Origin of the sequence: Rhodococcus indonesiensis (assembly GCF_047782815.1) — a bacterium.
Classification (GTDB): Bacteria; Actinomycetota; Actinomycetes; order Mycobacteriales; family Mycobacteriaceae; genus Rhodococcus; species Rhodococcus indonesiensis.
In genome coordinates this window covers 5,373,861-5,399,371 of record NZ_CP180630.1, presented here as the reverse complement: position 1 = coordinate 5,399,371, position 25,511 = coordinate 5,373,861, and the positions used below count along the sequence as shown (strand labels likewise).

The window sequence follows — 25,511 nt, the reverse complement described above, 5'->3', positions numbered from 1 at the left end:
GCCCCTGCGCCGGTTCGGATTCCCTCCCCTCGAGAGGCGACCCCATGTCCGATCACCTCACCGACTCCGCTCCCGAATCCTCCGCGGAACACGAACGCGTGCCCGAATCCGGTCGGCTGTCCCGATGGTCGTTGACGATGGCCTGGTGGGCCATGTTCAGCGCCATGTTCTGGCTCTACATCGCGGTCGCCTCGGCCGGCGCGGTCGGGGTGCCGGCGACCCTCGCCGGCATGGCCGCCTCCGTCGCCACCTTCGGCGTCGTCAATCTGCTGCTCTCCCGCTATGCGATCCACACCGGCCTGTCCGTCGAGCTGCTGTCGCGGCGCATGTTCGGTGCCGTCGGCTCACTGCTCGCCCCGGCCCTGTTCGCCGCCACCGCGCTCTACTACGGGGTCTTCGAAGGATCCATCGTCGCCGTGGCCCTGCAGGAGTACTTCGGCGGCGACATCAGGCTGTGGTACCTGCTGTGCACGGTGTACATGATCCCCGTGGTGATCGGCGGCGTGGCCGCATGGCTCGACAAGCTCAACGGGATCCTGCTGCCGTTCTACCTCGTCGGCATGGTCGCCGTGGTGGTGGCCGCGACCGTGCAACAGGGCTACCCCACCGGGTGGCTCACCGCCACGGTGGCGTCGGGTCCGCTTCCGGGCTGGCTCACCGCCTACCTCGTCTACATGGGCGTCTGGGTGCTGATGATGTACACCTTCGACTACGCGCGGCTCGGTCGCCGCGCCGACGCCGGCTTCCACGGCACCGTCACCTTCGGCTGGGTGTTCTACGCGCTGACCTTCGGCGTCAACGGACTCGTCGGGCTCTACCTCCTCGGCGCCTGGGACATCGCCGGCACCGAGACCGGCGTGGTCGAGGCGGTCGTCGGCTCCCTCGGCTTCGCCGGCGTGCTGCTGATCATCGTGTCCCAGACCCGCATCAACTCGGCCAACTTCTACCTCGCCTCCACCAACCTGCAGGTGTTCGTCCACCGGGCCCTGCGCCTCGACGTGCCCCGGGCGGTGTGGGTGGTGGTCACCGCCGTGCTCGCCTACCTGCTCATGCTCACCGACGTGCTGGGATACCTGCTGCAGGCCCTCGCCTGGCAGGGCGTGCTCATCACCGCGTGGGTGGCGATCGCGGTGGTCTACGTGCTGCGCGATCGGGGTCGCGTCATGCCCCGCACCGCGTCCGGCGGCGAACTGGCGTGGCTGATCTCCTCCGTCGCGGGCATCGTGCTCACCGTGCAGGAGGTCAGCGCGACGTGGGCGCAGCTCGCCCCGGTGGTGACGGTGCTGCTGGCTGCGGGCAGCTACGTGCTGCTCACATCGACGGATCGTGCGCCCTCGGAACCCGAGGTGGCGCAGGGACCCGAGCCGTCGCAGGAGCCCGAGGCGGCGCCGGACGAGGCGCAACCGGTCTGAATCCGGCCGACAATCGCCCCGGCGGCCAATGTGGCCCACAGACGTGTACATCGCGGACATGTCGTGGGTCACATTGTGGTCTTAGTGTTCTCCCATCCGAGCGACAGCGCCGCCGGGACGCCGGAACCGGCACCCCACGGCGCCGCACACCAGGTCTCGAAGGGAGTGCCGTGCACACCGATTCACCGGCCGACAGGTCCGACACCCTGGGGCATGCGCTGAAGAGGCGCCATCTCACCATGCTGTCCATGGGCGGGGTGATCGGCGCGGGGTTCTTCGTGGGCATCAGCGCGATCATCGGCCAAGCCGGCCCCGGAGCCATCCTCACCTGCCTGATCTGCGGGCTCATCGTCTTCCTCGTCATGCGGATGCTCGGGGAGATGGCCGTCGCCAAACCCTGCACCGGCTCGTTCACCGAGTACGCCCGCGACGCCATGGGCAACTGGGCGGGCTTCGCCACCGGCTGGCTGTTCTGGTACTTCTGGGTGGTCGTCGTCGGAATCGAGGCCGTGGTCGGGGCCACCCTGCTCGGCCGCTGGCTCCCCGGTGTTCCGCTGTGGCTGATGGCGGCCGGTCTACTGTTGATCATGACCGTGGTGAACCTGTTGTCGGTCGGCAACTTCGGTGAGGCCGAGTACTGGTTCGCCGGAATCAAGGTCGCGGTGATCATCGCGTTCCTCGTCCTGGCCGGTCTCTACGTGCTGGGCGTCTGGCCGGGGGCCGACCTGTCGTTCGGCAACCTGACCGCCCACGGCGGCTTCCTGCCGAACGGCTTCACCCCCGTCCTGGTCGGGGTGGTCGCCGTCATCTTCTCGATGACCGGCGCCGAGCTGGTCACGATCGCCGCGGCCGAGTCGAAGGAGCCGGCCGCGGCGATCCGCCGCGCCACCAGCACCGTCGTGTTCCGGATCCTCGCGTTCTTCGTCGGTGCGACGTTCCTGCTCGTCACCATGCAGCCGTGGGACAGCTATGTCGTCGGCGAATCCCCCTTCGTCTCCGCCCTCGACCTGCTGGGCATCCCCGGAGCGGCCGAGATCCTCAACTTCGTCGTCCTCGTCGCCGTGCTCTCGTGCCTGAACTCCGGGCTCTACACCGCATCGCGGATGCTGTTCGTGCTCGGCGCGCATCGTGACGCCCCGGCCTGGATGACGGCGGTCAACTCCAAGGGCGTTCCGCTCAAGGGCGTGCTCTCGTGCACGTTCGTCGGATACGTGTGCATCGTCGCCGCGTACGTCTGGCCCGACACCATCTTCCTGTACCTGGTGACGTCGTCCGGTGCGATCTGCCTGTTCGTGTACATCATGATCTGCCTGTCGGAACTGGTGCTGCGCCGCCGCTGGGAGCGCACGTCGCCGGAGATCCTGCAGTTCCGGGTGTGGCTCTACCCGGCCCTGCCCGTCGTCGTGACGGCCGGCATCGTCGCGATCCTCGTCGGCATGTGGTTCACCGGCGCCCGTGCCGAACTGGTGCAGTCGCTGATCGCGCTCGCCGTCATCCTCGCCGCGTACCACCTCAAGACCCGGTATCTGCGCCGGCGCGGCGGTGCACGCACCACTCCGCCCGAGGAGGTGGCACTGGCCCGGGCGATGCACGTCGAGGCGGCACCGCAACCTGCCTCCTCGGGCGATCCGGCCCACTGACGATCCGCTCCGCGCCGCCGGCTGCCTTCCGCAGCCGGCGGCGCGGTGTTGTGCTCGGAGGACAACACCCGGCCGGAACTCGAGCCCGCGAGGCCGTAGCCGGGACGTGATCCCCGTCACTACCGTCGTAGTCAGCCGAAAAGGAGAGGACCGACGGTAGTGACGATCGAATATCTGGTGTGGCACCACGAATCGGACCGGCCCTGCGTGCGGGACGACAACCGGCAGCTCACCTACGCCGAATTCGCCCGCAGAGTAGACGGTTTCGCGGCGCAGCTCCAGCAGCACGGCATCGCGGCCGGTGACGTCGTCGCGGTGATGCTGCCCAACCGCGCCGAACTGCTCGTCGCCCTCATGGCGGCGTGGCGGCTGCGCGCGACGGCCACCCCCGTCAATCCGGCCTTCACCGCGAGCGAGGCCGAGTACCAGATCGCCGACGCCGGAGCCGCACTCGTCGTGAACGCCGGTCCCGGCGCCCCGTCGGGCGGCCGCCCGGTGATCCACGTGGACGACATGGCCGTCGCCGCTCCCTCGGGATGGGCGGCCGGCGCCGACCCGGAACCCGACGACACCGCCCTGCTGATCTACACCTCCGGCTCCACGGGCCGCCCGAAGGGCGTGCAGCTCACGCACGCGAACCTGCAGTTCATGGCGGACTCCTTCCGCACGCACCTGCGGTTGACCGAGACCGATCACTGCCTGCTGATCCTGCCGCTGTTCCACGTCAACGCGATCGCGGTCAGCTTCCTCGCGCCCCTGCTGGCCGGGGCGCAGCTCAGCATCACCGGCAGGTTCTCCCCGGACCGCTTCTTCGACGACGTGGCCCGGCTCCGACCGACCTACTTCTCGGCCGTGCCCACCATCTACGCCCTGCTGGTCTCCCAGCCGCAGGACACCCCGGTGGACACCTCGTCGCTGCGCTTCGCGATCTGCGGCGCGGCCCCGATCTCGAAGGAACTCCTCGACCGCGTCGAGCAGCGCTTCGGGCTCGTCGTCGTCGAGGGCTACGGGCTCACCGAGGGTACCTGTGCGTCGGCGTGCAACCCCGTCGACGGCCCCCGCAAACTCGGCACGGTCGGTCCCGCGCTGCCCGGTCAGCAGATCGCCGTAGCCGGACCCGACGGCCGGCACCTGCCGCCCGGTGCCACCGGCGAGGTGATCATCAAGGGCCCCAACGTGATGCGCGGCTATCTCGGCCGGCCCGAGGAGACGGCCCGCACCGTCGTCGACGGCTGGTTGCACACCGGCGACGTCGGACGCCTCGACGAGGACGGCTACCTCATCCTCGTCGACCGCATCAAGGACATGATCATCCGCGGCGGGGAGAACCTGTACCCCAAGGAGATCGAGAACGCGCTCGCCACCCACCCCGCGGTCCTCGAGTCCGCGGTGATCGGCGCGCCGCACGAGGTGTACGGCGAGGTCCCCGTCGCGTACGTCGTGGCCTGTCCCGGCCGGGCCGTCACCGGGACCGAACTGCTCACACACGTCGCCGAACGGCTGACGAGGGTCAAGGTGCCCACCGAGGTACACGTCGTCGACTCCCTGCCGCGCAACCCCGTCGGCAAGATCGACAAGCCCGGCCTGCGGCGCAGCCACGGTGCTCCCGTGCACGCCTGATCGCTCCCGAAGACACCACACGCTCCGACTCGCCGGCCCCGGGCCGGTGGGGCGGCCACCCCTACCCGAAAGGCGAATTCCCATGGGTTTCAAGACCGGCCACTTCCCGGAAGTGGATCCCGCCACCTTCTGTCAGCTCCCGTTCCGGGATCGGTTGCGGGCCATGGCGACCCACTGGGTCGACCACGGATTCGGCACCCCGAAGATGGTGCACACCGTCTACGTCCTCAAGCTGCTGTTCCTCTACATCGGTGCGGGCACCGCCCTCGCGACGCTGACCTCGGGCCTGTCGTGGCTCGACGTAGCGTCGTGGTGGAACCAGCCGATCGTCTACCAGAAGCTGATCCTGTGGACGGTGCTGGTGGAGGCGCTCGGCATCGGCGGCTCGTGGGGCCCGCTCGCCGGGCACTTCAAGCCGATGACCGGCGGATTCCATTCCTGGCTGAAACCGGACACGATCCGGCTCCCACCGTGGCCGGACAAGGTGCCGGGCACGGCCGGTGACCGCCGCACCGTCGGCGACGTCGCGCTCTACGCCGTCCTGATCGTCACTCTTCTTGTCGCCATTGTTCTTCCGGGTGTCCACACCGCTTCGATCGACGCGGTGGTCGCCGACAACGCGGGACTGGTCCGGCCCACCGTCGTGGCACCGGTCATCGTGCTGCTCGTCCTGATCGGCCTGCGCGACAAGGTGATCTTCATCGCCGCGCGCAGCGAGCAGTACCTGCCCGCGCTCGTGTTCTTCACCTTCCTGCCGTTCGTCGACATGATCGTCGCCCTCAAGCTGCTCATCGTCACCGTCTGGGTCGGTGCCGGCGTCTCGAAGTTCGGCCACCACTTCTCCATGGTGATCCCGCCGATGATCAGCAACACGCCGTGGATGCTGTCCAAGACGGTCAAGCGCGCGCACTACCGCAACTTCCCGAACGATCTGCGCCCGTCCGTGCTGGCCAGCGGCGTCGGGCACGTCCTGGGCACCCTCGTCGAGATCGCCACCCCGCTCGTGCTGCTGTTCTCCACGAACCGCACCCTCACGCTGCTCGCCGTGCTGCTGATGGTGGCGTTCCACTTCTTCATCGCGTCGACCTTCCCGCTCGCGGTGCCGCTGGAATGGAACCTGCTGTTCGCCTACGCCGCGGTCTTCCTGTTCTGGGGCTTCCCCGCGTGGGACGGTTACGCCGTGACCGACATGTCGTCGCTGTGGCTGGCCGGTGCGATCACCGCCGCGTTGTGCTTCTTCCCGGTGCTGGGCAACCTGCGGCCCGACCTGGTGTCGTTCCTGCCGTCGATGCGGCAGTACGCCGGCAACTGGGCGTCGGCCACCTGGGCGTTCGCGCCGGGCGCCGAGGAGAAGCTGAACCGGCACATCGTCCGTGGCGCGCAGAACACCCGCACCCAGCTGCTCGCCACCTACCCCGAGGACGTCGCGGACGTGGTGATGCACCAGCTGCTCGGCTGGCGGTCCCTGCACAGTCAGGGCCGGGCCCTGTTCTCCCTGATGATGCGGCACCTCGGGGACGACATCGACACCTACGACCTGCGCGAGGCCGAGTTCTCCTGCAACTCGATCGTCGCCTTCAACTTCGGTGACGGGCACCTGCACAACGAGCACCTCATCGCCGCCATCCAGCGCCGCTGCAACTTCGCCCCCGGCGAGTTCGTCGTCGCGTGGATCGAATCGCAGCCCATCCACAAGGGCACCCAGGAGTACAAGGTGATCGACGCGGCCCTCGGCGTGATCGAACGCGGCACCTATCGGGTGGCCGACGCCGTCGCCGAGCAGCCCTGGTTGCCCAACGGACCCATCCCGTTCGACGTGCAGTGGACAATGGACCGCACAGACGACGGGCAGTTGGAGGTGAAGGCGTGAGTACAGCGGTCGTGGTCGGCAGCGGGCCCAACGGGCTCGCCGCCGCCGTCCACCTCGCCCGTCGCGGTGTGGACGTCCAGGTCCTCGAGGCAGCCGAGGAGATCGGCGGCGGTACCCGCTCCGGCGAGCTCACCGTCCCCGGCCTGGTCCACGACCACTGCTCGGCCTTCCATCCGATGGGCGCCGGCTCCCCCTACCTGCAGACCCTCGGCCTCGAACGGTACGGCCTGCGGTGGCGGTGGCCGGAGATCGACTGTGCCCATCCCCTCGACGGGGGCGAGGCTGCTCTGCTGCACCGCTCCCTCGACGTCACCGCGGCGGGCCTCGGCGCGGACGGGCCGCGGTGGCGGCGGATGTTCACCGATCTCGCATCCGGGTTCGACGCACTCGCCGCGGACCTGATGCGACCGGTGCTGAACGTCCCCCGGCATCCGCTGCGGCTGGCGGCGTTCGGGCCGCGGGCTCTGCTGCCCGTGACGGCCGCGGCCCGCTGGTTCCGGACCCCGAAGGGGCGAGCCCTGTTCGGCGGCATCGCCGCCCACGCCTACCACCGGCTGGACCGCCCGGCGACGTCCGCCGTGGGCCTGATGATCACCGCCGCGGGACACCGCTACGGGTGGCCGGTCGCCGAGGGTGGTTCCGTCGCGATCGCGCGCGCCCTGACAGCCCAGCTCGCCGAGCACGGCGGCAAGGTGCACACCGGCGTCCGGGTCCGTCGCGCCGCGGACCTGCCGCCGGCGGACGTCGTCCTACTCGACGTCGCGCCCGGCGCTGCCCTCGACATCCTCGGCGACATGATGCCGCCGCGGATCGCCAAGTCCTACCGCAGGTTCCGGCATGCGCCCGGCGCCTTCAAGGTCGATTTCGCGATCGACGGCCCGATCCCGTGGGCCGATCCGGACTGCGGACGGGCCGGGACCGTCCACCTCGGCGGCGAGTTCGCCGAGATCGCCCAGGCCGAACGCGACGTCGCGACGGGACGCATGCCGGACAAGCCCTTCGTGCTGCTCGGCCAGCAGTACGTCGCCGACCCGACCCGCTCGGTGGGCGGCCTGAACCCGGTGTACGCCTACGCCCACGTCCCGGCCGGCTACACCGGTGACGCGACGGACGCGATCGTCGCGCAGATCGAGCGGTTCGCGCCGGGGTTCCGGGACCGCGTCGTCGCGACCTCGACGACCACACCGGCCGATCTCGCGCGGCAGAACCCCAACCAGATCGGCGGCGACATCGTCGGCGGCGCCAACGCGGACCTGCAGGTGGTCTTCCGGCCACGGATTGCCCTGGACCCCTACAGCACCGGGGTTCCGGGGGTGTACCTGTGCTCGGCTTCCACCCCACCCGGGGCGGGCGCGCACGGGATGTGCGGCTACAACGCCGCCGAGTCGGCGCTGCGGCACCTGCGGAGCACGGGCCGTGACTGAGCCGGTGCTCTCGGGGCAGCCGGCGGGCGCAGCGTCGGCCGCCGACGAGGTCCGGCGCGTCGTCGCCGAGGTCGCGCGCCGGTTCGATGCCCGCCAGCGGGAGATCACCCGGTCCATGACCGCGATGATGGCGCGCGAGATCGCCCACCTCGACGAGGATCCGCAACTCGTCGAACTCCTCGAGGCGAGCGTGCACGGCAACATCGCGACGATCATCCACGTGCTCACCAACGAGATCCCCGCCGACCACCTCCAACCCACCACGGCAGCAGTGGAATACGCGCTCCGGCTCGCGCAGCGCGACGTGCCGTCGCATTCCCTCGTCCGGGCGTACCACATGGGGCAGAACGACCTCATGCGGCTGTGCTTCGACGAGGTGCGGTCGATGAACCTGCCGCCACAGGTGACGCTCGACGTCGTCGAGTACATCTCCGCGGTGGTCTACCGGTACATCGACTGGATCACCCTGTACGTGTTCGACGCGTACGAGAAGGAACGTCGCCGGTGGTCGGCCGTGCGCGGCAACGTGCACTCGGCCCTCATCCACGGTCTCGTCGACGGGTCCGAGACCGACGCCGCGGCGTTCGAGGCGGAGACCCGGTACCGGCTCGGCCACTGTCACGTCGCGGTGATTGCTTGGACCACAGCCGAATCCACAGACGGCGCCCTCAATCCGCTGGACCGGCTGGTGCGCGCGGTGGCAGTGCAACTCGGCTCGGACGCACCGCCGATCCTCACCGCCATCGACCGGCGCACGGTGTGGGCGTGGCTCCCGTTCGATCGGCGCCGGCCGGTGATCGACACGGCGGCACTCGGCACCGTCGTGCGCTCCCATCCGGCCGGTCGCCTCGCGGTGGGTCTGCCCGGCTCCGGCCTGGCCGGCTTCCGGCGTTCCCACGAGCAGGCCCAGGCCGCGTATTCGATTGCGGTGGCTCAGGCCACGTGCACCCGGCGGGTTGTCGGCTTCGGGGACCGCGGGGTCGCGGTGGTGTCGCTGCTCGCCCGCAACCTCGACGCCGCGCGCGCGTGGGTGGGCGAGATCCTCGGTCCGCTCGCTGATGACACCGAGCAGGCCGCGATGCTGAGGGTCACCCTCGGCACCTACTTCGCCACCGGTGAGAGCCACCTGCACACCGCGGAGCGACTGAACCTGCACCGCAACACCGTCAAGTACCGGATCAACAAGGCGCTCGGCGACCCGACCAGCGCACCCGCGGTGCACGACAAGCTGGACATCGCGTTGGCGCTGCAGGCGTGCGAGTTCCTCGGAAATGCGGTGCTGCGCTGACGCGCACCGGCCCGGCGGTTCTGGGAGGATGCGGCGTATGAGCATCTTCGGGGTGAAGGCACTGGTCTTCGACGTGTTCGGCACTGTGGTGGACTGGCGCACCAGCATCGCGCGGGAGGCGGCGCCGTTCCTGGCCCGCCACGGAAGCGCCGCCGACCCGGCCGTGTTCGCCGACGCGTGGCGGGCCCGCTATCAACCGGCGATGGAGGCGGTGCGGGCGGGCGCGCGGCCGTTCGTCCGCCTGGACGTGCTGCATCGGGAGAACCTCGAGGACGCCCTGCGCGAGGTCGGCGTCGATCCGGCCGGCGTCCCGGGGGACGAGCTCGATCGGCTCAACCTCGCGTGGCACCGGCTCGACCCGTGGCCCGACGCCGTCGAGGGCCTGACCCGGCTGAAGCGGCGTTTCGTCGTCGCGCCGCTGTCGAACGGCAACATCGGCATGATGGTCGACATCGCCAAACGGGCCGGTCTGCCCTGGGACGCCGTCCTCGGCGCCGAGGTCGCGCAGGCGTACAAGCCGATGCCCGAGGCGTACCTCCGCACGGCCGAGGTTCTCGGCCTGGAGCCGGGCGAGGTGTGCATGTGCGCCGCCCACAACGAGGACCTCGCGGCCGCGCAGGCCTGCGGCCTGCGGACCGCGTTCTTCGCGCGACCCACCGAGCACGGCCCGGACCAGACCACGGATCTGCACGCGGAACAGGACTGGGACGTGATCGCCGACGACCTGGTCGACCTCGCCCGCCGCCTCGGCGCCTGACGGCGCCCGTGCGCGCTTCTGGTAGCGGCTGCTACCAAAAGCGCGCACGGGGTCAGGCGCCGATCAGGCCGTCGGACTTCCAGGCCGCGACGACCGCCGGGCGCGGCTGGGCGGTGCCGCCGTCGGGCCAGTGCGACGACGGGGCGTCCCACGTGGCGTCGTCGGTCTCGCCGGGGTGCTGCACACACACGACGACGCGGTTCTCCTGCACGATCGGACCGCATGTCTCCGCACCGACGGGCACGGTGAGGAACTGCTTGGTCTCCCCGCGGTGCGGACCGTCGAGCGCGACGCTGAACAGCCCGTCGTTGGACTTCAGGGCGTTGCCGTCGGTGGAGATCCACAGGTTGCCGTGCGGATCGAAGGCGAGGTTGTCCGGGCACGAGATCGGGCTGACCTGCGCCTTGTCGAAGCCGCCGAAGTAGGTGTCGGCGGCCTCCGGATCGCCGCAGACCAGCAGCAGGCTCCAGGTGAACGACGTGCCCGCGTGATCGTCGTCGATCTCGAGCACCTGCCCGTTCTTGTTGTTGTTGCGGGGGTTCGCCACGTCGGCCGCGGCCTTGCCGTCCTCGCCGCGCTTGGTGTTGTTGGTCAACGCGACGTAGACCTTGCCGGTGACGGGGTTCGGCTCGAAGTCCTCGGGCCGGTCCATCTTCGTGGCCCCGACCTTGTCCCCGGCCAGGCGGGTGAACACCGCGACCTCCTCGGCGGTCATGCCGTCGACCAGGGACTCGCCGCGGCCGTCCTCGGCCGTGCGCAGCAGCGGGATCCACTCCCCCGTGCCGGTGAACGCACCGGACGCGGGAAGCGCACCGCTGCCGTCGATCTCGTCCGGCGCATCACCGGTCAGCTTGGCCACGTACAGGGTTCCGGCGTCGAGCAGCGTCATGTTGTGCCGCATCGCCGCCTGCGACGTGCCGGGCTGCATCCTGCGGGAGGAGACGAACTTGTACATGTAGTCGAAGCGTTCGTCGTCGCCGCTGTAGGAGACGACGGTGCCGTCGGCCGTGACGTGGATCGTCGCGGCCTCGTGCTTGAACCGACCGAGCGCGGTGTGCTTGACCGGCACGGACGTCGCGTCCCAGGGGTTGACCTCGACGACCCACCCGAACCGGTTGACCTCGTTGGGGGTGGCGACGATGTCGAAACGCGGGTCGAAGCGCTCCCACAGGCGTTCCGACGCGCCGCCCTCGAGGCCGTAGCGAGCGAGTCGCTCCGCGGCGACGGGATCGGTGACGTTCTCGGCGTTGGCGAAGTACTGGTTGAAGTTCTCCTCGCCGGAGAGCACGGTGCCCCACGGGGTGAGGCCGCCGGCGCAGTTGTTCAGGGTGCCGAGCACGCGGGTGCCGGTCGGATCGGCGGCGGTCCGGACCAGGTCACTGCCCGCGGCGGGACCGGTGAGGAGGAACTCGGTCAGACCGGTGATGCGCCGGTTGTACGGACCGAATTCCGGTGTGAGACGACCGGATCCGGATTCACCCTTGACCTGCACGACGGACAGCCCGTGATTGGCCCATCCGATGCGCACCTGCTCCTCGGTGGGGTTGTCGGGATCGTAGCCGGCGAACATGAACGGCTCGGACGTGTACTCGTGATTGACCACCAGCAGGTAGGTGTTCGGCACGCCGTCGACGGGTAGCAACCCGGCGAAGTCGTTGTTGTAGCCGAACTGCTTCTCCTGCGCCGCCGCGCTCTGGTTGCCGATGTCGAAGGCGGGCGCGTCGGGCAGCACCGGGTCGCCCCACCGGATGACGACGGCCTGGTCGTAGCCTTCGGGAACGGTCACGACGTCGTCGGTGTTCGGCGCGACCGCGACGAAATCCGTGCCGGTGGGGGCAGGACCGAGATCGGCCGGACCCGACGTGGCGGCGCCGCCGCCGGTGCTACCCGCATCGTCGGAACACGCGGCGAGCACGCCGCCCGCTCCGACCGCGAGCACTGCCATCGCGCCGCCGCGCAGCACGCCGCGCCGGCTCATGGCGGTGCGCACGACGTCACCGAAGTACTCGCCACCGGAGGTGTTGGGAACGGCGTGGGAACACGCGTTGCCACACTTGTAGCGGCAGGTGACGGCGGCGCGTGACGACTTGCCGTCGTGCGTGACGATCAGCGGCAGGAAATTCGGACTCACAGGTACTCCCTCGTCGAATCGGTTCAACGCGGGCACCGTAGGAGACCGAAACCAGGCGAAGGGAAAGACGAGGTGAACGTGCGGTGTGTCCTTTGGGCTGCCCCAGCCGCCCAAGGGACACACCGGCCGGAGCGGTCTACAGCACCTGGGACAGGAACTGCTGCAGGCGCTCGGTTTTCGGGGCGTCGAACAGTTCCTCGGGCGCGCCGGTCTCGACTACCGCACCGTGGTCCATGAACACCACGGTGTCCGACACCGAGCGGGCGAAGCCCATCTCGTGGGTGACGACCACCATCGTCATGCCGCCCGATGCGAGGTCGGCCATGAGGGCGAGCACGCCCTTGACGAGTTCCGGATCGAGCGCCGAGGTGGCCTCGTCGAAGAACATCACCTGCGGGGCCATCGCGAGGGCGCGGGCGATCGCGACGCGCTGCTGCTGCCCGCCGGACAGGTTGCCGGGACGGGAGTCGGCCTTGTGTTTCAGGCCGACCAGATCGAGTTGTTCGAGGGCGAGTGCCCGGGCCCGTTCCTTCGACAGCCCCTTGAGCTTGTGCGGGCCGAGCGCGATGTTCTCGGCCACCGTCTTGTGCGGGAAGAGGTTGAAGTGCTGGAACACCATCCCGATCCGCTGCCGCAGCTCGTCGGGGTTGTCTTTCAGCACCGAGCGGCCGTCGAGGAGGATGTCGCCGGCGTCGGGTTCGTGCAGCCGGTTGAGCACGCGCAGCAGCGTCGACTTGCCCGAGCCGGACGGGCCGACCACGGTGACGGTCTTCCCGGCGTCGACGTGGATGTCGACGCCGCGCAGCACGCGGTTGGTTCCGAAGGCCAGGTGCAGCCCGGTCCCGGTGAGGGACACGCTCTCGGGGACGGTGGTCGGCATCGGTCAGCCCCTCTCCACGACGAGTTCCTGTTCGAGCGGGTCGAGGGTGGCCTCGGGCCGGCCGGTGCGCAGGCGGTGGTCGATGTAGTTCACGAGGTGCGTCAGCGGCACCGTGAGGATCAGATAGAACAGGCCCGCCGCGACGAGCGGGGAGAGATTGCCGGTCTGGGCGTTCAGGTCGCGGCCGACGGCGAACAGTTCCCGCTGGGTGGCCAGCAGGCCGAGGAAGTAGATGAGCGACGAGTCCTTGATGAGCGAGATGAACTGGTTCATCAGCGCGGGCAGCACGCGCCGCACGCCCTGGGGGATCACCACCAGCGTCAGCGCCCGGCGGTAGCTGAAGCCCAGAGCGCGGGCAGCCTCCATCTGCCCCGGTTCGACCGACTGGATGCCCGACCGGAAGATTTCCCCGATGTAGGCGGCCGCGAGCAGCGCCAGGGCGGCGGCGCCGAGCCAGTACGGGTTGTTGCCCGTCAGGCCCTGCACCACCGGTCCGGCGCCGAGGCCGACGAGGAGGATGATCACCACGGCGGGCAGGCCGCGGAAGACGTCGGTGTAGACGCGGGCGGGCCAGCGCAGCCAGCGGGTGCGGGAGATCCCGGCCATGGCGAGCAGCATGCCGAGGATCGTTCCGGCGACGCCCGAGGTGACGGCGAGGATCAGCGTGTTGGGCAACCCGGTCTTCAACAGATCCGGGAAGGCATCCCGGTACAGCTCCCACGAGAAGAACGTCTCGCGCAGCTGCTCGAGCGTGGACTTCGGTTCGGTCGACGCCGGTTCCTCGCCGGTGGCGGCATTCTCGGCGGCCAGCGCCGCGAAGTCCGGTAGGTCCGGTTCCGGCGCGGCCCTGCTGCCGGGTTTCCAGCCCTCGGGCAGTTCCCTGGGCACCCATTGGGTGTACAGCTCGGCCCAGGTGCCGTCGGCGATCAGCGCGTCGAGCCCGGAGTTCAGGGCGTCGATCAGCGGTTGGTTCTCCCTCGCGACGGCCCAGCCGACGAAGTTGTTGAGGCTGAAGGTGTTCTGCACGATCGATGTGGGATCGCCGGGGGCGATGGCACCCTCGGCCTGCTGCGACGGCGCCACCCACGCGTCGATCTGGCCGGTCTTCAGGTTCGCGTAGGCGGTGTTGTAGTCCGGGAACTTCACCGGATCGAGGCCGAGGGTGTTGACGACGTAGTCGTCCTGCACGGTGCCCTGCACGACCCCGACGCGCGTCGCGGCGTTCAGGTCGCCGAACCCGCGGATCGGGCTGCCGTTCTGCACGACCAGCGAGAAGTACCCGAAGTCGTAGCCGTTGGTGAAGCCGACCAGCTGGCGGCGTTCGTCGGTGGTGGTGATCGACGACGAGCCGACGTCGAAGCGCCGGCCGGCCACCTGGGCGAGCAGGCCCGCGAATTCGGTGCCCACGAACTGCACACGCAGGCCGAGCTTTTCCGCGATCGCCTTCAGCAGTTCGTTGTCGTAGCCCGTGAATTCCCCGCTCGAGTTCACGCAGATGCTCGGCGGCGCGTCGGAGAGCGTACCGACGGTGAGCACCCCGGGGGTGATGAGGTTCAGCCGCGCGACGTCGATCGAGTCCAGGGGCACCACGTCCGGCGTCGTGTACCGGTCCTCCGCGGCGGCGGCCGACGTGTCCAGGTTCGCCGGTGCCGCGGACGCCGAGCCGACTCCGGGCGGGGAACACAGGTCTTGCGGAGCAGACGATCGATCACCGCCCGACGAGCAGGCCGTCATGGTCAGCGCCAGGAGCACCGCCAGGAGCAGCGCTGCCACGGTGCTCCGTTTCGCGATCACGGATTCGGGCATGGTGGGAGCCTAATCCGAATCGAGGCGCTGGGCGGGTCAGCCGCCGGACGGCTCGATCGAGACCGTGGAGGCCCGCAGTCGCTCCCCGCAGTGACTGCACGCCAGGACGGGGGTGAAGGTGTGGTCGCACTCGCGGTGACACAGGACGATCGCCGGTCCCTCCGGTGCGCGGAACCAGCGCAGCCCCCAGTCGATCATGCAGGCGACGACGGGGAAGAACGCGCGCCCCTTGTCGGTCAGGTGGTAGGTCACCCACGCCGGGCGGGCGGGATTGGGCAGTTCCTGGAGCACGCCGAGTTCGGTGAAGCGCCGGAGCCGGCCGGCGACTACCGTCGGCGGCGCACCCATGCGCTCGGCGAACTGGCCGTAGCGGGTGGCGCCGAGGAACGCCGCCCCGAGCAGTGCCGCCGACCACCGGTCGCCGAGCAGTTCCATCGTGTGCGGCAGGATCTCCGGCGAGCGGGCGCGGCCGGACCGGCGGCGCCCGGTCGCCGCGGGCACGCTCCGCGACCACTGCCCGCTGGGGCCGGGCTGCGCCTCGACGTCGGGCGTGCCGACGGGACGGTCGCAGTGGCCGCAGACGAGGACCGGGGTGAACCGGGCGGCGCAGACCGTGTGCCGCCGGGCCGGGAGCTGCCCCCTGTGGTCCGGCGCCCACTGCTGTTCCCACGCCCACATGGTGAGCAGGACCGGCCACACGCCGTGGCCGCGCGCCGTCAACCGGTACTCGTGCCGAGCCGGCCGCGTCTGGTACTGCACCCGCTCGAGGAGTTCCGAGTCGGTGAGGCGGGTCAGCCGCGCGGTCAGCACGGCGTTGGAGATCTCCCCCCGCTCGATCCAGTCCCGGTAGCGGCGGTCGCCCTGCAACGCGTACCGCAGGATCCACAGGTTCCATTCGTCGCCGAGGATGCCGAGGGTGACCGCGATCGCGTTGTCACCGCCCGGCTCGAGTTCGGTGACCGTGCCGGAACCTGCCATCGACACATGATCATAGGTTCAGGACGTCGCCGGCCCGGTCCGCGTCCCGCCATCCCGGGAGGTCCGACCCCGCCGCCCACGTCGAGTGGGTGCCGCTCGAGACCCGTTCGGGCAGTCGGATCCGCGCGAGCGGTCCGTCCGCGGGTCGCTGTGCGTCGAAGACCAGGCATTCGGACCGGTCCCGGTTCATGTCGGTGGTGATCGTGATCAGGTAGCCGTCGTCCTCGCCCGCGGACCCGGTGCGGGGCGCCATCACCGTCTCGCTGCCGAAGACGCCCTCGCCGAACGAGTAGTGCTCCTCTGCGCCGGTCTGCACGTCGTGTTTGACGAGCCCGTCGAAGAGGAACCAGCCCGGTACCCCCGTCGCGGCGTAGGTGTAGCGGTGACGGACGCCGCCGTGGTGCGGATTGATCATTCCGAATTCGGTGACGGACTCGGACAGCCGCTCCTCGGTGAGCGAACCGGTGCGCAGGTTCAACCGCCAGCGGTGCAGGTGGGTGCCCATGCGGTCGAGCGCCAGTGAGCGGAACAGCCGCCGGTAGATCGTTCCGGTGCCGTCGTCCGGCGGTTCCGGCGTCTCCTGATGGAATCCCTCGAGCACGATCTCGTCGCCGTCCTCGTAGGCGTTGGTCCAGTGCAGCACGTAGGTCGGGTCGGCGTCGAACCAGGTGATCTGGTCCGCCCGGCCGCGCCGGGGTATGACGCCGAGCCGCATCGGCAGGTCGGGGTGGTAGCGCGGCACGTACTTACCGCATGCGAGAGCCTCCGGGATCCAGAACAGGGGGCAGTCGTTGAGGATCGCGTAGTTCTCGGTGAACGCCATGTCGTGGGGCAGGCGGGGGCCGGGCAGGGGAACGTCGACGTAGTGCACCAGCCGGTCCTCGGCATCGACCACGCCGTAGTGCATGTACGGGGCATCGGTGCCGTAGTTGAAGAACAGCAGTTCGCCGGTGCGGGCGTCGGCCTTCGGATGCGCGGAAACGCCCCAGTCGGAGGGAAATCGGCCGTCCCACGTGGCCTTGCCGACGGTCTCGAGTGTGGTCGGGTCGAGGCGGTAGAGGTCGCCGCACTGCCAGAAACTGGTCAGGGCGACGCCGCGGTGCACGGTGACGTCCGTGCTGGAGGCATCCTTCATGCGGCCGCGAGCGCCCCAGCCGTCCTGGCGGATCGAGTTCTGTGGCCGTTCGGCGATGCCCGCCCACAACGGGCCGCCGGCCTCCTGCTCGGCCAGGAAACCGTCGGTCCTCACGAATCTGTTTCGGTAGAATGCCTTTCCGTCTCGGAAGCCGACGACGTGCACCATGCCGTCCCCGTCGAACGGATGGTAGAGACCTTCGAGTGCCGGGTGCGCCGGGTTTTCGGTGTTGCGCAGGTAGACGCCGTCCAGGTCGGCCGGCAGGTCGCCGACCACCTCGAGGTCGTCGGCGCGACGCTCGGTGTGCTGCGGACGCCACGGACCGGTGCGGTACGGGTGGTCGTCGTCCGCGGGCAGGGTGGACAGTGCCCGTCCCAGGATCTCGAGTTCCATGGATGTCCTTTCAGCCGACGACGAAACTGACCGTGGTGGTCGTGCTTCCGCCGATGTTCAGGGTCGCGGCTCGTGCGGCGCCGGGGACCTGGTAGTCGCCGGCGCGCCCGGTGATCTGGCGGTGGCAGTCGAGCAGCATCCGGACTCCGGTGGCGCCGACCGGGTGCCCGCCGCCGAGGAGTCCGCCGCTGGGGTTCACGGGGATGCGGCCGCCGATCTCGAGGTCGCCGTTCTCGATCGCCCGCCAGCTCTGTCCGGGGGCGGTGATCCCGAAGTGGTCGACGGCGAGGTATTCGCCGACGGTGAAGCAGTCGTGTGTTTCGATCAGGTCGAGGTCCCGGACGCCGCCGATGCCGCTCCGCTCGAACGCGTCGACGATCGTGGCGCGCACGTGCGGCATGACGAGGGGATCGTCGCCGCCGCGGGTGAGCTTGCCGGACAAGGACAGTCCGACCGTGCGATGTCCCCACCCGAGGATGCGGGTCATGTCGTCGACGGTGCGGGGGTGCCGGCTCAGGTAGCGGTTGCTCAGCAGCACCACGCCCGCGGCCCCGTCCGTCAGCGGACTGCAGTCGGCCCTGCGGAGTCGTCCTTCGACCACCGGATTGGCGGTCTCGTCCGGGCCGAAGCTGCCGGGTCCGTAGGTCCGGTTGCGGGTCTGGGCATTCGGATTGGCGCGCGCATTGCGGACGTTCAGTTCCGCGATCGCCCACAGGTGCTCGTCGTCCAGGCCGTAGCGGCGGTCGTACTCGTCGGCGATCCTGTCGAACATGTACGGCCACATGTACTTCGCCTCGGAGCCCTCCTGTCCCACCCAGGCCGCGGCATCCATGACCCGGGTGCCGGCGTCGCCGGGGACACACCGCTCGAGTTCGACGCCGAGGACGAGGGCGCAGTCGTAGCGCCCGGCCTCGAGATCGGCCGTCGCGGCGAGCACGGCCAAGGAGCCGGACGCGCAGGCCCCCTCGTGCCGGGTGGCCGGGATCCCCCACAGTTCGGGCAGCACGGAGGCCGGCATGCCGCCGAGGTGTCCCTGACCGGTGTAGAGCTGTCCGAAGGCGTTGCCGACGTGGATCACCCCGACGTCGGCGGCGTCGATGCGGGCGTCGCGCAGCGTCTCCGTCACCGTCTCGGCGACGAGGTCCGCGACGGTCAGATTTTCCCGGGTGAGGTTCCGCGCGAAGTCGGATTGATATCCACCGGCGATCCATACGCCTTCAGGGTTCACGCCGCTCACCGCCTGGGTTCGACCGTCCGTGGTTTCAACTACAGTAAACAGAGTGACTGGTCCGGCGCAACGGTGCGTACGGGTGGCCGGGAACCGGATAGTCCGGCTGTCGCGTCCCCGGCGGCTCGGTGTCAGGCCAGGCCGGAGAGCGGCGGCGCGGAGTTCTCGTCCCGCCACCCGATCGCCTCGACGAGATCCGTCAGGTCGTAGTCGGGTCCACTCACGCCCACCGTGAACAGCGTGACGCCGGCGTCGACCAGCGCGGCCGCGTTCTCCGTGCCGCGCCACGGCACGGACCGTTCGATCTGGTTCGGCGAACGGCCGACGTCGGCGCAGCGCGCGGCGAGGATCTCGGCCTTCTCCCGGTGGGTGTCGAGGTCGCCGAAGCTGTGCCAGATGTCCGCGTACTGCGCGACCAGCGGGATGGTCTTACGCGGCCCACCGCCGCCGATGAGCAGCGGGATGTGCCGGGTGGGCTGCGGCTCGAGCTTGCCGAGGCGGGCGGTGATCCGGGGCAGGTACTCGCCGAGCAGTTTCAGCCGGGAGCCCTTGGTGCCGAAGTCGTAGCCGTACTCGACGTAGTCCTTCTCGAACCAGCCGGCACCGATGCCGAGGATGAGCCGGCCACCGCTGATGTGGTCGACGGTGCGGGCCATGTCGGCGAGCAGATCGGGGTTGCGGTAGCCACCGCCGGTGACGAGTGCTCCGATCTCGACGCGCTCGGTCTGCTCCGCCCAGGCCCCGAGCATCGTCCAGCATTCGAAGTGGGCGCCGTCCGGGTCTCCGGAGAGGGGATAGAAGTGGTCCCAGTTGAAGACGATGTCGGCGCCCGCGTCCTCGGCGCGGCGCACGGTGTCGCGGATCCTGCCGTAGTCGGGCTGGTGCTGGGGCTGGAGTTGGAGACCGATGCGTATGGGACGGTGCATGGGTCAACGGTAGGGCCGTCGCGCAGGTCTCGCAGCCGATCGGCGGCCGCGTTCCGGTGGTGCGGCCGGCGGCCCGGGCGCACAGTGGAGGAATGCGCCTCACCGAGCCTGCCGCACCCCCGACCGGGCTGCGCCGCCGATTCCTGCGCGCTCCGATCCACCTCTACCGGATCGGGCTGGGACGAGTGCTGGGCCGCAGATTCCTGCTGCTGCACCACGTCGGCCGGCGTAGCGGTGCGCCCCGGCAGGCGGTGCTCGAGGTGGTGAACCACGAGGACACGTCCGGCGGGTTCGTCGTCGCCGTGGGTCACGGGCAGCAGACCGACTGGTACCGGAACCTGCGGGCGCACCCTGCGGCGCGGATCGAGTCGGGTCGTGAACGGGTCGCGGTGACCGCCGAGTTCCTCGGTCCGGAGGAAGCCGCGGAGTTCATGGCGCGGTACGGGCGCCGGCACCCGAAGGTCGCGCCGCGGTTGTGCGCGGCGATGGGGTTCGAGGTCGACGGCAGTGAGACCGACTACCGGGAAGCAGGCCGGCATCTGCGGTTCGTGCGGTTGCGGCGTACCTGAGGCGGGTCAGCGGTCTGCCCCGGCCCGGCTCGCGAACCGCTGCGCCAGGCCCTGCAGGAACGATTCGAGTGCCAGTTCGAAGCCGTCGCGGTCGATCTCGTCCGCGTGTTCGCGCAGCCGGTGTGCCTGGGACAGATGCGGATAGCGTTCCCGGTAGATGGTGAGATCGTCCAGGAAGCCCCCGGAGAACGAGGCGATTGCCGAGCCGACGACGAGGTACTTGATCGACGCGCCGATCAGGGTTGCGGTGCGTGGGGGCCAGCCGCACCGGGTGAGGCCGCCGTGCACGGCGTTGGCGTGGTCGAGGGCGAGCTCACGCCGGCCGGGGCTGCGTGCGAGGAACGGAACGAGATTCGGATGCTCGGCGAGGGCTGCGCGATAGGACCTCGCCCAGCGGCGTAGCGCGTCCTGCCAGTCGTCGGTGTCGAACCCGCCCACGTCGACGGACTCGCCGATCCGGTCGGCGATGTCGTCGAGCAGCTCGTCCTTGTTCGCGTAGTGGCTGTAGAGCGACGGGGCGCGGACACCGAGCTCCGCGGCGATCTTGCGCATGGACAGTTCGTCGAGGCCGTGCTCGTCGACGAGGCGCAGCGCGGTATCGCGGATGAGCGGGCGGCTCAGAAGCGGGGTGCGGGGCCGGGCCATCGGCGCTCCCTCCTCGACGTCGAATCCGGGGCGGACCTGGACAACCTTACACTGTCAGGTTACAGTCGGGGAGTAGGCAGCACCAGAGCGAACCACCCCCTCGTCCTCGCGAATCGGGTAGCGCGGCGCGGGGATCGGTCGTCGCCGGTGTTGCGCTCGCACAGGCACAACCGTGACGGAAGGCCCCCATGAACCTGAAGCTCACCGACGAAGAGCTCGCGTTCCGCGACGAACTGCGCACGTTCTTCACCACCGAGTTCCCCGCCGAGATCCGAGAGAAAGTCGCTGCCGGCCGGCACCTGGAACGCGACGAGGTCGTCCGGAGTCAGCAGATCCTCAACGCCAAGGGATTGGCGGTGCCGAACTGGCCGGTCGAGTGGGGTGGCAAGGACTGGACCCCCGTCCAGCGCCACATCTGGCTCGACGAGATGCAGCTCGCCTCCGTGCCCGATCCGCTGCCGTTCAACGCATCCATGATCGGTCCCGTGATCGCGCACTTCGGGTCGCAGGAGCTCAAGGAACGCTTCCTGCCCGCCACCGCGAACCTCGACATTTGGTGGTGCCAGGGATTCTCGGAGCCCGAGGCCGGCTCCGACCTGGCCTCCCTCAAGACCCGCGCGGTGCGCGACGGCGACGACTACATCGTCAACGGCCAGAAGACGTGGACCACCCTCGCCCAGCACGCCGACTGGATCTTCTGCCTGGTGCGCACCGACCCGGATGCGCCGAAGAAGCAGGCCGGCATCTCGATGCTGCTCATCGACATGAACACCCCCGGCCTGACCGTCCGTCCGATCAAGCTCGTCGACGGCAGCTACGAGGTCAACGAGGTCTTCTTCGAGAACGTGCGCGTCCCCGCCGAGAACCTCGTCGGCGAGGAGAACGCGGGCTGGAGCTACGCGAAGTTCCTGCTCGGCAACGAACGCACCGGTATCGCCCGCGTCGGGGCCACCAAGGTCCGGCTCGCCCGCGCCAAGCAGCTCGCCGCACAGACCCGGGCCGGATCCGGCACCCTGCTCGACGATCCGCTGTTCGCCGCGCGCCTCGCCGAGATCGAGAACGAGCTCCTCACGCTCGAACTCACCCAGCTGCGGGTGGTCGCCGGTTCCGCCGACGGCAAGCCCAATCCGGCGTCGTCGCTGCTCAAGCTGCGCGGCTCGGAGCTGCAGCAGGCGGTCACCGAACTGCTCACCGACATCGCCGGTCCCGACTCGCTGCCGGTCGGCGCGGAGGGTATCGACTCGCCGGAGTGGGCGCAGCGCACCGCCCCGACCTACCTGAACTACCGCAAGGTGTCCATCTACGGCGGATCGAGTGAGGTGCAGCGCTCGATCATTGCCTCCTCGATCCTCGGATTGTGAGCCACTGTCATGAACTTCGAACTCGATACCGAACAGGACCTGCTTCGCAAGACGGTCCGGGACGTGCTCTCGGGCACCTACGACACCGAGACCCGTAACAAGGTCGCCGACACCGACCGCGGCTGGAGCGCCGACGTGTGGCGCCAGCTCGCCGAACTCGGCGTGCTCGGCCTGCCGTTCGCCGAGGAACACGGCGGAATGGGTGCCGGCCCGGTGGAGATCATGGCCGTGATGGGCGAGATCGGCCGGGCGCTGGCCCCCGAACCGCTCCTGAACGCGGTGTTCCTGCCGGGCGGCCTCGTCGCCGAGATCGGCACCGACGAGCAGCGCGCGGACATCCTGCCGCGCCTCTCGGAGGGCGCGCTGCTGCTCGCGTTCGCCCACGACGAACCGGGCAGCCGCTGGCCGGCAGCCGAGGTCGCCACGAGCGCCGCCCGCAGCGATGACGGCTGGGCCCTCACCGGCCGCAAGAACCCTGTGCTGCACGGGGACTGCGCCGAGACGTTCCTGGTCTCGGCGCAGCTGCCGGACGGTGGGGTCGGGCTGTTCCTCGTCGACGCCGACGCGACCGGCGTCACCCGCACCGCGTACCGCACCCACGACGAGCGCCGCGCCGCGCAACTCGTCCTCGACTCGGCGGCTGCCGTGCCGCTCGGTGAGGCCGCGGACGCCACCGCGGCGATCACCGCCGCCCAGGTGCGGGCTCAGGCCGCGCTGTGCGCGGAGGCCGTCGGCGCGCTGTCCGAGACGCTCCGCCTGACCACCGACTACCTCAAGCAGCGCAAGCAGTTCGGTGCTCCGCTCGCCCGTTTCCAGGCGCTGACCCACCGCGCGGCCGACATGTACGTGCTGCTCGAACTGGCGTCGAGCATGAGTCTGTACGCCACCATGGCTCTCGCCGACGGCATCGTCGACCCGACCATCGCGTCGCGGGCGAAGCTCCAGGTGGGCCGGTCGGCGCGCAAGCTCGGGCACGAGGCGATCCAGATGCACGGCGGTATCGGCATCACCGCCGAATACCCGGTGGGCCACTACGTGAGCCGGCTGACCGCGATCGAGCACACGCTCGGCACCATGGAGGACCACGTGCGGGTGCTCGCCGGGTCCGTCGCGGACTACGACCGCATCGAGGTCGCCGGCATGTGACGATGCGGGCTCACTCCCGGGGCAGCAGCGTCCCCAGCGGTCCGAGGTCGATGTTGAGATCCTCGGGGGTGAGCCCGAAATGGTCGCGCAGCTCCCCCATGCGCTCCTCGAGCAGCATGAGGGTGGTGCCGATCCGCTCGATCTGCTCGTCGCTCAGGTCGCCCTCGTCCACGCGCCGCAGCGCCTGCCGTTCCATCAGTTGCCGCAGCAGCTCCACGAGGGTGAGCACGAGCGTGACCAGCCCGCGCTCGACCGACTCGGGATCGGAGTCGATACGCGGCGGAATGCCCTCGAATTCAGTCATCGGCCGGAAGCTCCAGGGCGTCCCGCGGGACGGGCGGCTCGATCGCCGTGACCGACAGTGTGCTGACGGAGGAGATGAGCGCCCGCAGCGAGATCTGCACCATGTCGACGTCCGCGATCGAGAGCTTGATGTCGCCCGTGATGACGACACCGCCGGCGAGCACCCGGTCCAGCAGATCGATCAGGGCGATGCGGCGCTCGCCGTCCACGGACGGGTCGACGTGCTTCATGTGGTCTCCCGTTCGACGCCGGCGAACGAGTAGGGCGGCCACGGCCCGGTCAGCTCGAGCCGGATTCCCGGGTACTCCCTGCCGAGTTCCTCGACTGCGGTGGCGAACTCGTCCGCGCGGTCGTCGTCCACCAGGTAGGTGCCGTTGAGCACCATCCAGTCCCGGCGGCCGCTCAGCGCCGGATCTGTCGCGGCCTGCCGCCGTCCGGCGGCGGCCTTCCGCAGCAACCGGGAGTGGATCTCGTCGGCGCGGGCCGCGGCGTCGCGTTCGACGGACTCCTGCGCGGCCAGCTGCGCGCGGCGGCGGAGCAGATACGCCGTGCCCGATCCCTTGGCGCTCCCTGCGATCTGCGCTTCCGCCACCGCGTCGGCGAGCGCCTGCCGGTCGCCGTACGCCTTGACCCCCCATTCGGTGCGGCCGGTCACGAGGGTCAGCGCCGACTCGAAATCCGCCTGCCGCTCGTCCAGCAGGTCGCGCACACGGGCGTCGTCGAGGTAGACGGTCGCCAGGCGCAGCGGGATCGCCGGGCCGCGCTGTGCGACGGCCGAGACGACCGCGTCGTGCGCCCGGGCCGTCGCCTCCAGCCAGGTCAGGTCCTCGAGGTGGCGCTTCAGCGCCTCCTCCCCGAACACCTCGAGCGGCACCGAACCCACGACGGCCGTGAGCCCCCCGGACCGCACGGCGCGTACCACCTCACCGGCGACGCCCGTCAGCTCGCCGAGGTCCTTCTCGGCGAGCCGGTCGTCCGTCACGGCGTACAGCCACACTCCCGTTCCGTCAGCCACGGTCCTCCTCTTCGTCACGGGCGCTCTCGACGGCCGCGCGCCGGCCCTGCCCGGCCTCGAGTTCGGCGATCCGCTCGCGCAGCCGCCGGTTCTCGAGTTCCAGCTTGTCGTCCTCCCGATCGAGCTCGCGGTTGCGGGCCTTGCTGCTGAGCCACGGATCCGATTCCCACCAGTCGATGCCCACCGCCTTCGCCGTTTCGAGCGACGCGACCACCAGCCGCAGTTTGATGGTGAGCAACTCGATGTCGAGCAGGTTCACCTGGATGTCCCCGGCGATCACGAGGCCCTTGTCGAGGACCCGTTCGAGGATGTCGCCGAGGTTCGTCGACTGATGGCCGCCCCCGTACGGCTGCGGCGACGAACTGCCCCCCACCACCGTCATCGCCGGTCCCTTTCGCCGATGTCGCTGCTGCCGCGGCCGTACCGTTTGGTCCGGCGGTACGCCAGCAGGTTTCCGTCCAGGTCGATCTCCACCTCGTAGAGGGCCAGCATGTCCGCCGACGACGGAATGCGCCGGTCCTCAAGCACCTCGACCTCCACGGTCCAGCCGTGATCCGTGGGTTCCACCGAGGTGGCCCCCTGCGCCTCCTTGGACGTCAGCTCCACGAGGTGCTCGAGGGCGGCCGCGGCGGCCTGCGCTGCCGTCAGGGGTGGCAGCTCGCCCGCTTCCTCGTCGTCGTGGACGTCGCCGGAATCCTCGGGCGTGGCCTTGGCGCTCACGGGTTCTCACTCCCCCCTCGCGGCGGGTGTCGTGCCGCCGCCCGGCCGGATCATGCGGTCCAGGACCGCCTGCTGTGCTTTCTCCTTCTCTTCTTCCGACAGATGTCCGGCCGCCGCCGCCTCGTCGATCTCCTCGAGTTCCTTGCGAATGGTCGCGGGGTCGTGCATCTTCTGCTCGACCTGGTCCTGGATGACTTCGCCGAGCCAGAGCACGCCTTTGACCGGTGCCAGCGGCAGCGTGAGGATGGCCGAGATCAGTCCCAT

Annotated in this window: 24 protein-coding genes; 10 read left to right on the top strand and 14 right to left on the bottom strand. The window is 69.9% G+C overall.

Going from position 1 to position 25,511, the window contains the following annotated elements; genetic code table 11:
• Positions 1–44: 44 nt before the first annotated feature.
• From ACM26Y_RS24890 to ACM26Y_RS24860, 7 genes are all read left to right on the top strand, one after another.
• The gene (locus ACM26Y_RS24890) at positions 45–1,412 is read left to right on the top strand and encodes a purine-cytosine permease family protein (RefSeq protein WP_416062242.1); all 1,368 of its coding nucleotides are present in this window, start codon (positions 45–47) and stop codon (positions 1,410–1,412) included.
• A 170-nt stretch (positions 1,413–1,582) separates the two neighbouring features.
• Positions 1,583–3,052, top strand: coding sequence for an amino acid permease (locus ACM26Y_RS24885; protein WP_416062241.1), 1,470 nt, complete (start codon positions 1,583–1,585; stop codon positions 3,050–3,052).
• A gap of 159 nt (positions 3,053–3,211) precedes the next feature.
• Positions 3,212–4,672, top strand: coding sequence for a class I adenylate-forming enzyme family protein (locus ACM26Y_RS24880; protein ID WP_416062240.1), 1,461 nt, complete (start codon positions 3,212–3,214; stop codon positions 4,670–4,672).
• 82 nt (positions 4,673–4,754) lie between these two features.
• Positions 4,755–6,542, top strand: a complete 1,788-nt coding sequence (locus tag ACM26Y_RS24875) for a DUF3556 domain-containing protein (protein WP_416062239.1) — start codon at positions 4,755–4,757, stop codon at positions 6,540–6,542.
• The gene (locus ACM26Y_RS24870) at positions 6,539–7,966 is read left to right on the top strand and encodes a phytoene desaturase family protein (protein ID WP_416062238.1); all 1,428 of its coding nucleotides are present in this window, start codon (positions 6,539–6,541) and stop codon (positions 7,964–7,966) included. Before ACM26Y_RS24875 ends, ACM26Y_RS24870 begins: the two co-directional genes overlap by 4 nt.
• On the top strand, positions 7,959–9,254 hold the full coding sequence (locus tag ACM26Y_RS24865) for a PucR family transcriptional regulator (protein WP_371382773.1): 1,296 nt from the start codon (positions 7,959–7,961) through the stop codon (positions 9,252–9,254). The genes ACM26Y_RS24870 and ACM26Y_RS24865 overlap by 8 nt, the downstream gene beginning before the upstream one ends.
• 37 nt (positions 9,255–9,291) lie before the next feature.
• Positions 9,292–10,011 carry a haloacid dehalogenase type II gene (locus ACM26Y_RS24860; protein WP_416062237.1) on the top strand — a complete coding sequence of 240 codons (720 nt, stop codon included), beginning with the start codon at positions 9,292–9,294 and terminating at the stop codon, positions 10,009–10,011.
• 52 nt (positions 10,012–10,063) lie between these two features.
• On the opposite strand, the gene ACM26Y_RS24855 is transcribed toward ACM26Y_RS24860, so the two are convergent.
• The 7 genes from ACM26Y_RS24855 to ACM26Y_RS24825 form a co-directional block, all read right to left on the bottom strand.
• Positions 10,064–12,142: a PhoX family protein gene (locus ACM26Y_RS24855; RefSeq protein WP_416062236.1), complete on the bottom strand. Its 2,079-nt coding sequence runs from the start codon at positions 12,140–12,142 to the stop codon at positions 10,064–10,066.
• A 136-nt stretch (positions 12,143–12,278) separates the two neighbouring features.
• On the bottom strand, positions 12,279–13,022 hold the full coding sequence (locus tag ACM26Y_RS24850) for an amino acid ABC transporter ATP-binding protein (protein ID WP_003934972.1): 744 nt from the start codon (positions 13,020–13,022) through the stop codon (positions 12,279–12,281).
• A gap of 3 nt (positions 13,023–13,025) precedes the next feature.
• The gene (locus tag ACM26Y_RS24845) at positions 13,026–14,828 is read right to left on the bottom strand and encodes an ABC transporter substrate-binding protein/permease (protein WP_416062235.1); all 1,803 of its coding nucleotides are present in this window, start codon (positions 14,826–14,828) and stop codon (positions 13,026–13,028) included.
• A 36-nt stretch (positions 14,829–14,864) separates the two neighbouring features.
• A complete protein-coding gene (locus ACM26Y_RS24840) occupies positions 14,865–15,806 on the bottom strand; it encodes a winged helix-turn-helix transcriptional regulator (protein ID WP_416062234.1) in 942 nt (313 codons plus the stop codon).
• A 10-nt stretch (positions 15,807–15,816) separates the two neighbouring features.
• The gene (locus ACM26Y_RS24835) at positions 15,817–17,334 is read right to left on the bottom strand and encodes a carotenoid oxygenase family protein (protein ID WP_003934969.1); all 1,518 of its coding nucleotides are present in this window, start codon (positions 17,332–17,334) and stop codon (positions 15,817–15,819) included.
• A gap of 10 nt (positions 17,335–17,344) precedes the next feature.
• The gene (locus ACM26Y_RS24830) at positions 17,345–18,571 is read right to left on the bottom strand and encodes an acetyl-CoA acetyltransferase (protein WP_416062233.1); all 1,227 of its coding nucleotides are present in this window, start codon (positions 18,569–18,571) and stop codon (positions 17,345–17,347) included.
• Positions 18,572–18,693: 122 nt separating this feature from the next.
• Complete coding sequence (locus ACM26Y_RS24825) at positions 18,694–19,488, bottom strand: LLM class F420-dependent oxidoreductase (protein WP_416062232.1); 795 nt, start codon at positions 19,486–19,488, stop codon at positions 18,694–18,696.
• A gap of 92 nt (positions 19,489–19,580) precedes the next feature.
• On the opposite strand from ACM26Y_RS24825, the gene ACM26Y_RS24820 reads away from it, so the two are divergent.
• Positions 19,581–20,057 (top strand): nitroreductase family deazaflavin-dependent oxidoreductase, encoded by a 477-nt coding sequence (locus tag ACM26Y_RS24820; RefSeq protein ID WP_416062231.1) that lies wholly within the window; start codon positions 19,581–19,583, stop codon positions 20,055–20,057.
• A gap of 6 nt (positions 20,058–20,063) precedes the next feature.
• Here the strand turns inward: ACM26Y_RS24820 and ACM26Y_RS24815 are convergent, their stop codons facing one another.
• Positions 20,064–20,702, bottom strand: a complete 639-nt coding sequence (locus ACM26Y_RS24815; RefSeq protein WP_416062230.1) for a TetR/AcrR family transcriptional regulator — start codon at positions 20,700–20,702, stop codon at positions 20,064–20,066.
• Positions 20,703–20,890: 188 nt separating this feature from the next.
• Here ACM26Y_RS24815 and ACM26Y_RS24810 point away from each other — a divergent pair, with 188 nt between their 5' ends.
• Entirely contained in the window at positions 20,891–22,063 is a 1,173-nt protein-coding gene (locus ACM26Y_RS24810; protein WP_003934964.1) for an acyl-CoA dehydrogenase family protein, read from the top strand.
• 9 nt (positions 22,064–22,072) lie between these two features.
• Complete coding sequence (locus tag ACM26Y_RS24805) at positions 22,073–23,209, top strand: acyl-CoA dehydrogenase family protein (protein WP_124258481.1); 1,137 nt, start codon at positions 22,073–22,075, stop codon at positions 23,207–23,209.
• 10 nt (positions 23,210–23,219) lie between these two features.
• On the opposite strand, the gene ACM26Y_RS24800 is transcribed toward ACM26Y_RS24805, so the two are convergent.
• Genes ACM26Y_RS24800 through ACM26Y_RS24775 form a run of 6 tightly spaced genes read right to left on the bottom strand, consistent with a single transcriptional unit; the run spans position 23,220 to position 25,511 of the window.
• The gene (locus ACM26Y_RS24800) at positions 23,220–23,513 is read right to left on the bottom strand and encodes a gas vesicle protein K (RefSeq protein ID WP_054371770.1); all 294 of its coding nucleotides are present in this window, start codon (positions 23,511–23,513) and stop codon (positions 23,220–23,222) included.
• A complete protein-coding gene (locus tag ACM26Y_RS24795; protein WP_003934961.1) occupies positions 23,506–23,742 on the bottom strand; it encodes a gas vesicle protein in 237 nt (78 codons plus the stop codon). Before ACM26Y_RS24795 ends, ACM26Y_RS24800 begins: the two co-directional genes overlap by 8 nt.
• Positions 23,739–24,527 carry a GvpL/GvpF family gas vesicle protein gene (locus ACM26Y_RS24790; RefSeq protein ID WP_416062229.1) on the bottom strand — a complete coding sequence of 263 codons (789 nt, stop codon included), beginning with the start codon at positions 24,525–24,527 and terminating at the stop codon, positions 23,739–23,741. Before ACM26Y_RS24790 ends, ACM26Y_RS24795 begins: the two co-directional genes overlap by 4 nt.
• Positions 24,520–24,909, bottom strand: a complete 390-nt coding sequence (locus tag ACM26Y_RS24785) for a gas vesicle protein (protein ID WP_119700212.1) — start codon at positions 24,907–24,909, stop codon at positions 24,520–24,522. The genes ACM26Y_RS24790 and ACM26Y_RS24785 overlap by 8 nt, the downstream gene beginning before the upstream one ends.
• Positions 24,906–25,247: a gas vesicle protein GvpO gene (gene gvpO, locus ACM26Y_RS24780; RefSeq protein WP_003934958.1), complete on the bottom strand. Its 342-nt coding sequence runs from the start codon at positions 25,245–25,247 to the stop codon at positions 24,906–24,908. The genes ACM26Y_RS24785 and gvpO overlap by 4 nt, the downstream gene beginning before the upstream one ends.
• Positions 25,248–25,253: 6 nt before the next feature.
• Positions 25,254–25,511 (bottom strand): gas vesicle protein GvpG, encoded by a 258-nt coding sequence (locus ACM26Y_RS24775; protein WP_003934957.1) that lies wholly within the window; start codon positions 25,509–25,511, stop codon positions 25,254–25,256.